A 12,868-nucleotide genomic window follows, 5' to 3' on the forward strand; every position below is an offset into this window, starting at 1 on the left:
CGGCCGAGGCGGAGCGAACCCCCGTCGGCGGCGGGGATCGCGTCAGGTTGGTTCGCTGTCGCCGTCGACGACCGTCTCCGCGGGGGTGAGGTCGTCGCGCAGCCCCTTGAAGGACGGGTGGCGCAGCCGGTTGTCCGCGGTCCAGTGGGCGTAGGCGACCTCGGCGACCAGCTCGGGGCTGACCCAGACGGCGGCGCGGACGTGCGCGTCCGGCACGTCGACGAAGGGCGGCTCGTCGCGCCGCAGCGGCGCCAGCAGCCGGCCGAGCAGGTCGAGGGTGGCGTCCGAGAAGCCGGTGCCCACGTGCCCGGCGTACCGGAACGTGGGCGGCCCGGGGTTCGTCTCGTCCGGGTCGGGTCGCTCCGCGACGCCGACGAGCAGGGAGCCGACCCGGTCCGCGCGTTTCCCGGCGCCGGGCTCCCAGCCGCCGATGACGACGGACTGCGTGCGGGTGTTCTTCACCTTCACCCAGTCGGAGCCGCGCCGGCCCGGCAGGTAGGCCGCCGAACGCCGCTTCGCGATGACGCCCTCGAGACCGGCCTCGGCGCTCGCCCGCAGCACGTCGGGGCCGTCACCCGCCAGGGCCTCGGACAGCGTCAGCCCCGGCAGCCCGGCCAGCAGGGCCCGCCGCTCGTCGTAGGACCGGGCGGTCGTCGGGTGCCCGTCGAGGAACAGCAGGTCGAAGACGAGGTAGCTGACCGGGATCCGGCCGGCGAGCCGGCGGGCCGCTGCCGCGTCGGCGACGTGCATCCGATGGGCCAGCCGGCCGAAGTCGGGCGTGCCGTCCGGGCCGAAGGCGACGATCTCGCCGTCGAGCACGGCCTGGGTCGACGCGAGCGCCAGGCCGACGGCGCGCAGCTCGGGGAACGCCGCCGTGACGTCGCGGCCGGTGCGGCTACGGGCCCGGACCCGCCCGCCGTCGACGAACGCCAGGACCCGCATGCCGTCCCACTTGACCTCGTAGGCCCAGTCGGGCCCGGCCGGCAGCTCGCGGCTCGCGACGGCCCGCATCGGCGCGAGCGTAGTCGGCATCGGCTCCCGGGTCGGGTCGTCGGGCGGGTCGAGCCGGCGCACCATCCAGTCGTCCGGTCCGTAGGCACGGGCGCCGGCCCGCCGGGCGGTGGTCTGGTGGGCGGTCGTCCGGTGGGCGGTCGTCCGGCCGGCGCCGGCCCGGAACAGCACGTAGCGGCCCTGGACCCGGCTGCCGCGCAGCGTGACCTTGATCTTGTCGGAGGTCCAGCTCTCCAGCTCGTAGCCGCCCCGGTCCCAGATCGTCACCGTGCCGCCGCCGTACTCGCCCTTCGGGATCTCGCCGGCGAACTCGGCGTACTCGAGCGGGTGGTCCTCCGTCTGCCTGGCCAGGTGGTTCGCGGTCCGGTCGACCGGCAGGCCCTTGGGGACGGCCCACGAGACGAGCACGCCGTCCCGCTCCAGCCGGAAGTCCCAGTGCAGCGCGCGGGCGTGGTGCTCCTGGATGACGAACGTGTCGCCGCGCCCGGACTGGTCATCGCCCGTGTGGTCGACCGGCCCGGCGGCCTGGGGGTCGGCGGCCTCCGGATCGGAGGCAGCACTGGGATCGGAGGCGGCGGCGGGATCAGGGGCGGCGCCGGGATCGGGCCGCGGGTGCCGGGCCTGGTCGGTCTCGGGGACCGGCTCCGGGGTTCGGGCCGCGTCCCGCTTGCCGCGGTAGGCGTCAAGCCCGCGCGGGGCGTCCCCGCTCACAGGGTTCTCCGGATCATGGTCTCCCGACTCATGCCACATCCCTACCCGATGCGCCGGGCGCGGCCACGCAGGCGACCCAGATCGGCTCGCCCCGTGCTGATCCGGTAGAAAGGCGCAGATCGTCACCGTTGGTGGCCGAGGTGAACGAGGTGGTCATGCCGGACTCCGCCGTCCTGCAGGTGCTTATCGGGCTCGCCCTGGTGTTCGCGGTCTTCAGTGTCGCGGTCTCCAGGGTGAACGAGACGGTTCTGGGGTTCCTCAACTACCGCGGCCGCCAGCTGGAGGCCGAGCTGCGCCGGCTCACCTCCGAGACCGTCGGGCGGGGCCCGGGGACGGTCAGGGATCTCACCGCCGAGATGCTCGACGGGCCGCTGCGTGGCCTGCGGACCGGTGGGCGCCCGTCCGTCCCGACCGTCGGGGCGTCGGCGCTCGCTACCGGCTGGTGGCAGCGCGTCCGGCGGGCGCAGCGGCTGCGGCTGCCGGCCTACCTGCCGTCGACGGAGTTCGCCCGCGCGGTGCTGGACCTGGTGGAACCGGCGCCCCGGGCGCTGCTGGCCCGGGTCAGCCCGCAGGAGATGGCCAACGTCTTCGACGCGACGGTGACCGATGAGCAACGCGCCGCCTACGCGGACGCCTACCGCGCCGCCTACGCGGGCCTCACCCGGGACACGGCCCGCGCGCTGCAGGCCACCATGCCCGCCGGATACGAGAGCGGCCTCGCCGTCACCACGGCGATGATCGCGTTGCTGCCGATGGCCGGCCCGGCGGACGAGCCGGCCGACGCGACGGCGCCGGCCGGCGGCTCGGCGCCGGCTCCGATGCTCCCGCTGAGCGCGGAGATCGCGCTGCTGCCCGAGTCGTCGCTGAAGACCGCGCTGATCGGGATCGCCGCCCGCGCCGGCGCCGACCGCGACAAGCTGCTCGCCGAGCTGGCGCAGTGGTACGACTCCTCGATGGACCGGCTGTCCGGCTGGTACAAGCGACGGGTCAGCCGGTTCCTGCTGGTCTACTCGCTGGTCCTGACGGTCGTGTTCAACCTGGACACGATCAGCCTGACCCGCGCGCTCTGGCAGGACAGCGCCGTGCGCACCGCAGCCGTCGCCACGGCCGAGTCCCGGGCGCTGTCACCGACCGACCCGGTACCGAACGACCCGTCCTCCGCGAGCGGCGAGGGGGCCGTCGAGGCCGTCCGTGACATCGGGGCGCTGCAGATCCCGTTCGGCTGGACCCGGTCGCACGCGGCGTCCGACCCGCGGACGCTGCCGAACGACGCCGGCGGCTGGGCGCTGAAGGTCCTCGGCTGGCTGATCGCCGTCGCCGCGCTCGCCGCCGGCGCCCCGTTCTGGTTCGACCTGCTCGGCCGGTTGGTCAACATGCGCTCCACCGGGCCGAAGCCGAAACCGGCCGACGGCTGAAGTCCGGCGGCTGACGGTCGCCGGTTCGCCGGACCGTCAGTACCAGATACCGATCGGCTCGCCCCGGTCGTCGAGCTGGGTCCCGGTGCCGTCCGGCAGGCAGCGCCCCTGGCCGGTGGCGACGCGGTGCGCGGTCCAGGCGACCGCCGCGGCGTCGAGGACGTCGACCGGCGGGACGACGCCGGCCGGGCCGAGGTCGTCGGGCAGCAGGATCCCTGCGGCCCGCAGCAGCGCGCGGCGGCGGGCGGCGCCGGCCCAGGTCGTCTTGGCGTGGGTGAGCGGCAGATGCGCCGGTGCGGGCGCGACTACCTGTCCACCGCCACCGCGCGCGCCGGCCGCCAGCACGTCGCCGGGCCCGACCTCGGCGGTCTCGCCGGCCGCGACGACCATCGCCAGCCACTCGTCGGCCGGGTCGGTGCGCGGGCGGGCCGCCATCGCGGCGAACGCGACCTCCGGGTGGACCTCGTAGAGGCGTCCCGGCATCCGCTCGCGCAGCACGTCGGCCTCCAGCAGCTTGGGCCGCAGGCCCCAGGTCTGCTGGGTGAGGCCATTGCCGGTCAGCGCCCGGCAGCGCGCGTTCGCCGCCGCGAAGTCGGGCAGCGCCCAGACCGCGCGCGGCGGGACGAGAAAGACGCTGGCCCGCCGCGGGCCGAGCACCGCGCGGGCCGCGTGGTCGGCGGCCCGCCAGCCCTCGGAGCGCAGGCCGAGCGGCATGTCGACGCCGATCACCCCGACCGTCGAGGTGTCCACCAGCGTCCGCAGCTCGGCGGCGAAGCTCGCCCGGGAGAACTCCCCGTCCGCCAGCTCGATCGCCACCCACCCACCGGGGCACGCGTCGACGCCGAGCACTCTGACCACGCCGTCCGCCATTCCCAGCCCCAGACCGTCGACACCGGCACGCCGCACATCCTGCCGGCCGGAGTCGGGCGCCGCGGGCCGCGAGCGGCGGCGCGGGAACCTCGACCGTTCATGCGTCGTGGTCGCCGATTCTGCTCGGTCGGCGACCACGACGCAGGAGAAATCCCGTCGCCGAAGGGATCAGGGGACGAGGGCCTCCGCGAGGTGCTGGGTCGGGAAGGTCCCGGGGACCGGCTTGATCCCGAGGAACTTCAGGCCGGCCTTCTCGAAGAGGATCTCGAACTCCTTGGTGTTGTGGCGGGCGCCGCCGACGTTCAGCAGCAGGAACAGGTCGACCAGTGTGGTCACCCGCAGCTCCTCGACGCTGGCGTCCATCAGCGCGTCGATGATGACGACCTTGGCGCCCGGCTTGGCGCTCTCCTTGATGTTGAGCAGCGCGCGGTCGGACTGCTGGTTCGGCGCGTCGAGGATGTTCTTGAGGATGTAGAGATCCACATCGACGGGCACCTTGTCGTACAGGTCGCCGTGCACGATGGTCGTCCGGTCGGCCAGCGCACCGCCGGGCAGCAGCTTCGGGTCGGCGTTCGCGACGACGGTCTCCAGGTCGAACAGCGTGCCGGAGACGTGCGGGAAGCGCTCCATCAGCTCGACCAGCAGCCGGCCCTGGCCGCCGGCGATGTCCGCGACCGAGCCGACGCCGGTCAGGTCGAAGCCGTCCACGATCGGTGCCGCGGACAGCGCGGTGATCGCCGTCATCGCCTTCATGAAGTCGCCCATGCCGGCGGCGCCCTCGGCGCCGAGGTAGCTGTAGAAGTCCTTGCCGTAGATGTCCGGGATGACGGCCTTCCCGGACTTGATCGCGTCGGTCAGCCGGGGCCAGGCCTCCCAGGTCCAGGCCGCGCCCATCCACAGCACCAGGTACTTGATCGGGATCGGCGCGTCCTCGCGCAGGTAGCGGGACATGTCGTTGTGGGTGTAGCGGCCGGGCTCGACCTCGTCGAAGACGCCGTGGACGGTGAGCGCGCGCATCAGCCGGCCGAGCGTGCCCGGCTCCGCCTGGGCGCTCTTGGCCAGCTCGTCGACGGTGACGCTGCCGTCGTCGAACGCGTCCGGTATCCCTAGTTTGATGGCGGTCTGCACGATGGCCGCGAGGCCGGCGCCGACGGCCAGCTGCTCGATGCGGCGGATGACGTCGATCTTCTCTGCGGGCACGATGGAGGCCACGAGGTAGCCCTCTCTGTGGGTCGGAACGGTTGTCGTGTCAGCGAGCGACTGAGGGGCCGTCAGCCCGCCGCGAGCTCGACGAGGGTGGTGACGAGCTGGGCGGGCGCCGGCATCGCGGCGACCTCGGCGGCGACGGCCCTGGCCTTCTCGCCGTAGCCCGGGGAGGCGAGCAGCTCGCCGACCTCCTTGAGCACCACGTCCACGTCGAGCTGCTCGGGCATGAGCAGCTTCCCGGCGCCGACGCCCATGACGGTGAAGGCATTGGGGAACTGGTCGCCGATCTGCGGGCACACCAGCTGCGGGGTGCCGAAGGCCAGCGAGGTGAGGGTGCAGCCCGCGCCGCCGTGATGGATGATCACGTCGGTGGCGGCGAGCGAGAGGTTCAGCGGCTGCCAGCCGACGGAGAGCACCCCGTCGCCCAGGTCGCCGAGCTTCGTGGCGATCTCCGGGTCGCAGCCGATGACGACCTCGGCGCCGAGCTTCGGCACCCCGGTCGCGATGTCGCGCAGCACCCCGACGAAGTCCCGGAACCCGATGTGCGGCACCAGGCTGCCGAAGGTGAGCAGCACCCGCGGCCTGGTCCGGGGCGCGAGCGCCCAGGACGGCAGCACGCCCGGCCCGTTGTAGGGGACGTACCGCGAGGGCAGCGCGGTGGCGTCCTCGGCGCTGGCGACGCTCGGCGGGCAGACGTTGATGACCGCGTCGGGCTCGGGCAGCCCGTCGAGGCCGAGCTGGGCCAGCTCGGCGGCGACCTCCTCGGCGGTGAACGGCAGGGTCTGCGGCAGCCAGGTGATCCCGTAGTTGTGCCGCACCCACGGGATGCCGAGCGCGGCCGCGTGCATCGGGGCGCTGAACTCGCTCGGCTCGGAGATGACGAGGTCCGGGCGCCAGGCGTCCAGCAGGGCCCGGGTGCCGGCGAAGGAGTTACCGGCCAGCGTGCCCCAGGCGCGGCCGGCGGCGGCGAGCCGCTCCTCCAGCGTCGTCGGCACGACCGCAGCCTCGCCGGAGCTGCGGCTGATGATGACGTCCTTGAGCTCCATCGGCGGGCCGGTGACGGCGGCCGGCAGGCCGGCTCCGGTGACCGCGTCGACGAGGTTCTCCGGCACGCCGACGAGCACCTCGTGCCCGGCCGCGCGGAACGCGTGCGCGAGCGTGACCAGCGGGAAGAAATGGCCGTGCATCGGCACGGCGGAGAAGAGCACCTTCATCGGAGGTTTTCCCATCGGCGATTGGGCGGAGGGACTGGCGGGCGGGAGGGAGGGGCTGGTGGGCGGGACGGGCTAGTGGGCGGCGTCGGCCAGCACGCCGGACTCGTCGTAGGCCGCGACCTCCTCGTAGATCACCGGCCGGCGGTCCGGGTCCTGCAGCGGCCGCAGCGGTGACGTGGTCGGCTTGTGGCTGGAGCCCTGCTCCCAGGCAGCGAACTCGGCCATCGAGGTCCACTCGGAGACGACGACGAACCGCCCCGGGTCGTGGGCCGCGCGCATCAGCTGGTTGCCGAGCAGACCGGGCGTGCCGACGAGCTGGGCGCTGATCTCGTGGTAGGCGGCCTCGACGGCCGCCGGGCCACCGGCCGGCGCGACGGCCCAGATCATCACGCGGACCCGGCTCATGCCGTGACACTCGCGGCAGAACCGGCCGCGACCGCCGCCGGCTCGGCCGTGGCTCCCGGCGCGGTCACGCTGGCCGCGCCCGGCAGGAACGCCAGCCGGGCGCCGGTGACCATCGAGCCGCTGGCCCGCAGCGGGTGCAGGATCTTGCGGTGCTCCAGGTGACCGGGGGTCTGCTCGAACGCGCGGAACAGCCGCTCGTTCACCCAGTCGCTCATGATGTAGTAGGTGCTCGGCTCGTCCGCGGACCGGACCAGCCACTGGCCGAGGTTCGCCGGGTGGCTGGTGATCTGGTCGCCGATCTCCAGCCAGGTCCGCTCGAAGTCGGCCTCCAGGCCCGGGTGGACGTGCATCGTGAGCATCACCCGGAACGGCAGGTCGGCGGCGGGCCGCCCGGCGCCGGTGCCCTCGGTCATCTCGACGTCGTACTCGGTGCGGGCCACGCTCAGATCCCTCCGTCGGCCGCGAAGTTGGCGCCGTTGACGTAGCTGGAGACGTCGCTGGCGAGGAAGAGCACCACGTTCGCGATCTCCTCGGCGTTGCCGAGCCGGCCGAGCGGGATGCGGTTGGTGTACATGGCGCGGACGTTGGCCGGCATGCCGGCCGCGTGGTCGGTCTCGGTGACGCCCGGGCTCACCAGGTTGACCCGGATGCCCTTGGCGCCGAGCTCCTTGCACAGCGACCGGGTCAGGCCGATCAGGCCGGTCTTGGCCGCCGTGTAGTGCGCGCGGTTCGGCACGCCGACGACGCCCGCGCCGGAGCCGACGTTGATGACCGAGCCGGAGTCGCCCAGCAGCGGCAGCGCGCCCTGGGTGACGAGGTGGGTGGCGGTCAGGTTCGTCATGAGGACCGAGCTCCAGTCCTCGAACGAGAGCTGGTCGTAGGGGACGTGGTTGATCGTGCCGACGTTGTTCACGACGATGTCGAGGCCGCCGAGGTGGGTCCCGGTGGCCTCGAGCAGCGCCGCGAGGGCCGCCCGGTCGTTGGCGTCGGCGATCATCACCAGGTGGTTGCCGCCGGTCTCCTTCAGCTCGCGGCGCAGGCTGTCCGCCGCCTCGCTCTCCTGGGAGTGGCTGACGACGACATGGGCGCCGGCGCGGGCCAGACCGAGGGCGACCGCGCGGCCGATCCCGCGGGTGCCACCGGTCACGAGCGCACGCTTGCCGGCCAGGTCAGCGAACATCGGGCTCCTCATTTCGGGCGAACGGATCGGAAGGCCGGTTACCGCGCCGCTCACGCGGGCCGGCGCAGGACGAGCACGCTGTTGAAGCCGCCGAAGCCACGCGCGACGACCATCGCCACCCGGGCGGCGCACGGCCGAGGCTCACGGACCAGGTCCAGGCCGTAGGCCGGGTCCGGCTCGTCGAGGTTGCCGACCGCGGGCAGCACCCCGTCGCGCAGCGCGAGCAGCGCCGTGGCGGTCGAGAGCGCGGACCCGCCGGCGCACAGCCGGCCGATCAGGCCCTGGGGGGCCGTCACCGGGACCGCGGCGGCGCCGAACACGTCGCGCAGTGCCGCGGCCTCCAGCGCGTCGAGGTCCCGCGAGCCGGCGCCGTCGGCGAAGACGACGTCCACCTCACCCGCCTCGACGCCGGCGTCGGCGAGGGCCCGGCGCATCGCGACGGCCAGCCACAGCGGGCTCGGCGCGGCCTGGCTGTGGTGGTAGGCGTCGTGGGTGGCGGCGTAGCCGGCGATCTCGCCGTAGATCTTGGCCGCGCCGCGCTCGGCCGCCGCCGCCGGATGCTCGACGAGCAGCGTCGCGCCGCCCTCGCCGGGCAGGTAGCCGTTCGCCCGGACGTCGAACGGCTTGTAGGCGGCCTGGGCCCGGGTGGCCGTGCTGACCCGCCCGCTGGACAGGTGGCAGGTCAGCGCGTACGGGGTGAGGCCGGACTCGGCGGCGCCGGCGAGCACGCTGGCGGTGCCGCGCCGGATCGTGCGCCGCGCCGCCGCGAGGCTGTCGACCCCGCCCGTGCCGTCCGCGACGACGACTCCCGACGGGCCTTTGAGCCCGTGGCGGATCGAGGTCTGGCCGGTGGTCGCCGCGTAGAACCAGGCGATCGACTGGTAGACGCTGACCGCGCCGCGGCCTCGGGTGTGCAGCCGGGACAGCTCCCGCTGGCCGAAGTCGTTCCCGCCCGACCCGGCGCCGAAGACGACCGACGTGTCGTAGGCGTCCCGGCTGGACGGGTCGTAGCCGGCGTCGTCGAGGGCCAGCCTGCTCGCCGCCATGCCGAACCAGGTCCAGCGGTCCGTCTGCACGATGAAGCGGTTGTCGAGGTAGCGGTTCGGGTCGAAGTCGGGGACCTGCCCGGCGATCCGGGCGGCGTACCCGGACGCGTCGAACCGGCTGATCGGCGTGATCGCGAGGTCGCCGCGCAGCGTCGCCGCCCAGTGCTCCTCGACGCCGATCCCGCTCGGCGCGACCACCCCGAGGCCGGTGACGACCGGCCTGGTCAGCGGCGAGTGCCGCTCCGTCAGGTCGGGCGCCGGTCTGGTCGCTGTGGTCACTGTGGTCGCCGCGGTCACGGTGGTCGCCGGGGTCACTGAGGCTCCGTGGGTGTCATGGGGTCTGGCGTGGGTGTCATGCCGCTTTCCGCGGGGCCGTCAGCACGATGGCCGACTGGAAACCGCCGAAGCCGCTGCCGACCGACAACGCGACGTCGACCTTGTGGTCCCGGGCGACGTTCGGCACGTAGTCGAGGTCGCACTCGGGGTCGGGCTTCGAGTAGTTCGCCGTCGGCGGGACGACGTCGTGCTCGATGGTCAGCGCGCAGGCGGCGACCTCGATGGAGCCGATCGCGCCGAGCGAGTGCCCGACCATGGACTTCAGCGAGCTGACCGGCACCTGGTAGGCGTGCGCGCCGAGCGAGCGCTTGAAGGCGGCCGTCTCGTGTCGGTCGTTCTGCTTGGTGCCGGAGCCGTGCGCGTTGACGTAGTCGACGGCCGACGGGTCGACCCTGGCCTCGTCGAGGGCGAGCCGGATCGCCTCGGCCATCTCCAGCCCGTCGGGGCGCAGGCCCGTCATGTGGAAGGCGTTGGAGCGCGACGCGTAGCCGCCGACCTCGGCGTAGATGTGCGCGCCACGGGCGACGGCCCGCTCGTACTCCTCCAGGACGAGGACCGCGGAGCCCTCGCCCATGACGAAGCCGTCGCGGGTCGCGTCGAACGGCCTCGACGCGTGTTCCGGGTCGTCGTTGCGGGCGGAGGTCGCCCGGATCGCGTCGAAGCAGGCGATCGAGATCGGGGACAGCGGCGCGTCGGAGGCGCCGGCGATCATGATGTCGGCCTCGCCGTCGACGATGAGCTGGTGGGCGTACCCGAGCGCGTCGATGCCCGAGGTGCAGCCGGTCGAGACGACGAACGCCGGGCCGTGGGCGCCGAACCGGGTCGCCACCTCCGTGGCCAGGCAGCTCGGGACCAGCGCGTGGTACAGGAACTGGCTGGCGTAGCGGGGGTCGACCTCCCAGTGTCTGCCACCGTCGGAGACCGCGACGTACTCGTTCTCCAGCCGGGTGGTGGCACCGACGGCGCTGCCGAGGCTGACCCCGACCACCGGGCCGCCCGGGTCCTGGACCGCCCCGCTGGCCGAGCCGGTGCCGGCCGGCCCGCCCAGCTCCAGGCCCGCGTCGGCGACCGCCTCCGCGGCCGCGACGAGGGCGAACTGGACGAACCGGTCGTTGCGGGCGATCTCCCGGGGGGTCAGGCCGGCGGCCAGCGGGTCGAAGTCGCATTCGGCCGCGACCTGGGAGCGAAACGGGGTCGGGTCGAAGAAGGACAGCCGGCGGGTCGCGGTCCGCCCCTCGGTGATCAACGACCAGAACTCCTTGCGGCTGGTGCCGCCGGGAGCGACCACGCCGACGCCGGTGACGGCCGTACGCCTGCGGCTCATGTCGTACCGACCGGTGTATGAGGTGCCGCCGCCTGGGCCGGGGAGAGTTCCTCGGTGTCCACGTGGCCCAGGTCGGGCCGGGGCGCGAGCGGGCCGGAGCAGAAGACGAAGAAGGCGGTCTCGCTGCCGGTGTTGACGAGCCGGTGGCGGGTTCCGACGGGGATCAGCACACCGCTCTCAGCGGGCAGCGTGTACTCCTCGCCGTTGAACCGGGCGGTGACCTCGCCGCGCACGCAGAAGAGGAACTCCTCCGAGTACGGGTGCCAGTGCTCGGTGACGATCTCGCCGGGGGCGAGCGTCAGCGTGCCCATGAAGCCGGCCTTCGAACCGACGGTCAGCGGCGAGAGGATCGTGCGGATGTCGCCGCCACGGCGCCGGTTGGCCGTGACGTCGTGGATGGAGACGACCTTCGGCGCCGCGGGCGCGGTCCCGGCGGTCATCGGGCGGTCCCGGCGGCGAGCGCGGCCGCGGCGGCCAGCTTCTCGACCTTTTCCTTGATGGATGCCTGTTCGCGCGGGGTGTTCGTGTTGATGCGCACCACCATGCCCGCGGTGTCGACCGGCGCGGTTGGCTTCATACGGAAGTCCTGGACCCAGCGCATACGGGTGCCGGCTCCCTCCGCCAGGTAGGTCCACTCGATGTGCATGAACTCGAAGGGACCGGTCTCGACGCGGTAGGCGCGGACCCGGTGGTTCACCGGGTCGACGGTGCGCTCGGAGACCCAGCTCCACACCTGGCCGTTCTCGTCGGGATGCATCGTCAGGCGGAACTTGAAGGTGTTGTCGCGGGCCTCGAGAATCTCCACCGAGGCGTACTCGGTGAACAGCTGTGGCCAGGTCGTGAGGTCGTTGGTGAGCCTGAAGACGGATTCGAGGTCGGCGTCGACGTAGATCGAGTTGTCGGTGTGGCCGTTCACGGGGGGTCTCCTCGGGGGGTTTCGGCGTCTCGGGCGGCGGTGTGGCAGGTGGGTGCGGGCCCGCCCATTCACCCGGTGGGCTCGGCGTTCTCGAGGTGCGTGTTGGCGCGACGTCACGAGGCTCTCGCCCGTCGGCTGGCCGGCTCGCGGGCGGCCAGCTGGAACGGAGAAAACCCAGGTCAGGCGGCCAGTTCTGGATTCACGGCGGCGAGGATGTCGGCAAGGGTGTAACCGGGCGGCGGGTCGGCCGGCAGTTCCACACCGACCGACTCGGCGACCTCCGACTGCAGTTGAAGGTAGGCCAGCGAGTCCAGTCCGATGTCCTCGAACGTGACGTCGAGCGTGGCCGGCAGGTCGTCCTCGGGAAGTCCGGCCCGCGTGACGAGGAATTCAAAGAGGGCGGCGGAGTCCCACTGCTGGGGCATGTTTTTACCTCCGGAGGGTGCGCTTGTCATAGAACTACCACTAACGCGCGGCTTGATGGGCCGGAACTCGCCCCGGATGTCACCGCCGTCACCTTCCTGCCAACCACTCTGACTGCGATCGGGAAATCCGTCGCGGCGGATCGGCGGAAACTCTCGTCGAAACCTCGATGAAAATGGGGTGGCGACGCGGGGTGGCGGCAATTACAGGATGCCGGACGCCGACCCGACAAATGCCCGTCAACGTCCGGTAAACCGTTACCTCAATGCCACGCGATAGCCCGGGAGGCGGGCACGCGAGGAGAGGCCTTTCTCGGGCGATGGGTGCCCGAGCCCAGGCCAACGGTCAGCCGCGGGCCGAAAGGCCGCGTGCCGCGTGAGTGGTGCGCTGGACCGGGCCCGGATGCCGGCCCCGGTCACACGGAGGCCCCGCCCGGCCCGCCTCAGCCGGCCGGCGGCGCCGTCCAGGTGTAGAAGCTACGGGCCATCGCGTCTCGCGGGCCCTGCCAGGTCGCGGGGTCGTAGGCGGTGATGTAGCTCTCGAGCTTGGTGTTGACGTCGACGAACAGCGGGTGTTCGCGAACATTCGCCAGCGGCGCATTGATGCTGTTCTCCGCCTCGATGAGGTGGAAGTACAGACCGTGGAAGGCGAACAGCTCCCGGCGCGACACCCCGACGAGGTGCGGCAGTTCACCGGCGTCGGACTCGCCGAAAATCTGGGCGACTGTTTCCTCGTCCGACGGGTTCATCCGGGCCACGATCAGCGTCCGGTGGCTCACCGCGTACCTCCCGTCGGCGCCTCGCGCCGCACG

At 73.0% G+C, this 12,868-nt stretch carries 14 protein-coding genes; 1 reads left to right on the plus strand and 13 read right to left on the minus strand.

The genetic code is table 11. The features are described 5' to 3' along the window. Positions 1 to 42: 42 nt before the first annotated feature. A complete protein-coding gene (ligD, locus tag I6A60_RS20605; protein ID WP_203019245.1) occupies positions 43 to 1,722 on the minus strand; it encodes a non-homologous end-joining DNA ligase in 1,680 nt (559 codons plus the stop codon). 131 nt (positions 1,723 to 1,853) lie between these two features. Between ligD and I6A60_RS20610 the strand changes: the two genes are divergently transcribed. Beyond that, the gene (locus I6A60_RS20610; protein WP_307873780.1) at positions 1,854 to 3,137 is read left to right on the plus strand and encodes a hypothetical protein; all 1,284 of its coding nucleotides are present in this window, start codon (positions 1,854 to 1,856) and stop codon (positions 3,135 to 3,137) included. A gap of 36 nt (positions 3,138 to 3,173) precedes the next feature. On the opposite strand, the gene I6A60_RS20615 is transcribed toward I6A60_RS20610, so the two are convergent. The 12 genes from I6A60_RS20615 to I6A60_RS20670 form a co-directional block, all read right to left on the minus strand. Further along, entirely contained in the window at positions 3,174 to 4,007 is an 834-nt protein-coding gene (locus I6A60_RS20615) for a DUF429 domain-containing protein (RefSeq protein WP_203019247.1), read from the minus strand. Between the two features lie 168 nt (positions 4,008 to 4,175). Continuing rightward, entirely contained in the window at positions 4,176 to 5,219 is a 1,044-nt protein-coding gene (locus I6A60_RS20620) for a methyltransferase (protein ID WP_203019249.1), read from the minus strand. 59 nt (positions 5,220 to 5,278) lie between these two features. Next, positions 5,279 to 6,427, minus strand: coding sequence for a glycosyltransferase (locus tag I6A60_RS20625; protein ID WP_203019258.1), 1,149 nt, complete (start codon positions 6,425 to 6,427; stop codon positions 5,279 to 5,281). A gap of 72 nt (positions 6,428 to 6,499) precedes the next feature. Beyond that, on the minus strand, positions 6,500 to 6,832 hold the full coding sequence (locus I6A60_RS20630; RefSeq protein WP_203019260.1) for an antibiotic biosynthesis monooxygenase: 333 nt from the start codon (positions 6,830 to 6,832) through the stop codon (positions 6,500 to 6,502). After that, positions 6,829 to 7,272, minus strand: coding sequence for an antibiotic biosynthesis monooxygenase family protein (locus I6A60_RS20635; RefSeq protein WP_307873781.1), 444 nt, complete (start codon positions 7,270 to 7,272; stop codon positions 6,829 to 6,831). The genes I6A60_RS20630 and I6A60_RS20635 overlap by 4 nt, the downstream gene beginning before the upstream one ends. Positions 7,273 to 7,274: 2 nt before the next feature. Continuing rightward, positions 7,275 to 8,012, minus strand: a complete 738-nt coding sequence (locus tag I6A60_RS20640) for an SDR family NAD(P)-dependent oxidoreductase (protein ID WP_203019262.1) — start codon at positions 8,010 to 8,012, stop codon at positions 7,275 to 7,277. Positions 8,013 to 8,062: 50 nt separating this feature from the next. Continuing rightward, a complete protein-coding gene (locus I6A60_RS20645; RefSeq protein ID WP_374113443.1) occupies positions 8,063 to 9,373 on the minus strand; it encodes a beta-ketoacyl synthase N-terminal-like domain-containing protein in 1,311 nt (436 codons plus the stop codon). Between the two features lie 37 nt (positions 9,374 to 9,410). Then, a complete protein-coding gene (locus I6A60_RS20650) occupies positions 9,411 to 10,718 on the minus strand; it encodes a beta-ketoacyl synthase (RefSeq protein ID WP_203019264.1) in 1,308 nt (435 codons plus the stop codon). Then, positions 10,715 to 11,158 (minus strand): cupin domain-containing protein, encoded by a 444-nt coding sequence (locus I6A60_RS20655; protein WP_203019266.1) that lies wholly within the window; start codon positions 11,156 to 11,158, stop codon positions 10,715 to 10,717. Before I6A60_RS20655 ends, I6A60_RS20650 begins: the two co-directional genes overlap by 4 nt. Further along, positions 11,155 to 11,634 (minus strand): SRPBCC family protein, encoded by a 480-nt coding sequence (locus tag I6A60_RS20660; RefSeq protein WP_203019268.1) that lies wholly within the window; start codon positions 11,632 to 11,634, stop codon positions 11,155 to 11,157. Before I6A60_RS20660 ends, I6A60_RS20655 begins: the two co-directional genes overlap by 4 nt. 179 nt (positions 11,635 to 11,813) lie before the next feature. After that, positions 11,814 to 12,059, minus strand: a complete 246-nt coding sequence (locus I6A60_RS20665) for an acyl carrier protein (RefSeq protein ID WP_203019270.1) — start codon at positions 12,057 to 12,059, stop codon at positions 11,814 to 11,816. A gap of 440 nt (positions 12,060 to 12,499) precedes the next feature. Next, positions 12,500 to 12,835, minus strand: coding sequence for a TcmI family type II polyketide cyclase (locus I6A60_RS20670; protein WP_203019280.1), 336 nt, complete (start codon positions 12,833 to 12,835; stop codon positions 12,500 to 12,502). Between the last annotated feature and the right edge of the window lie 33 nt (positions 12,836 to 12,868).

The sequence above is a fragment of the Frankia sp. AgB1.9 genome, assembly GCF_016786355.1.
GTDB lineage: Bacteria > Actinomycetota > Actinomycetes > Frankiales > Frankiaceae > Pseudofrankia.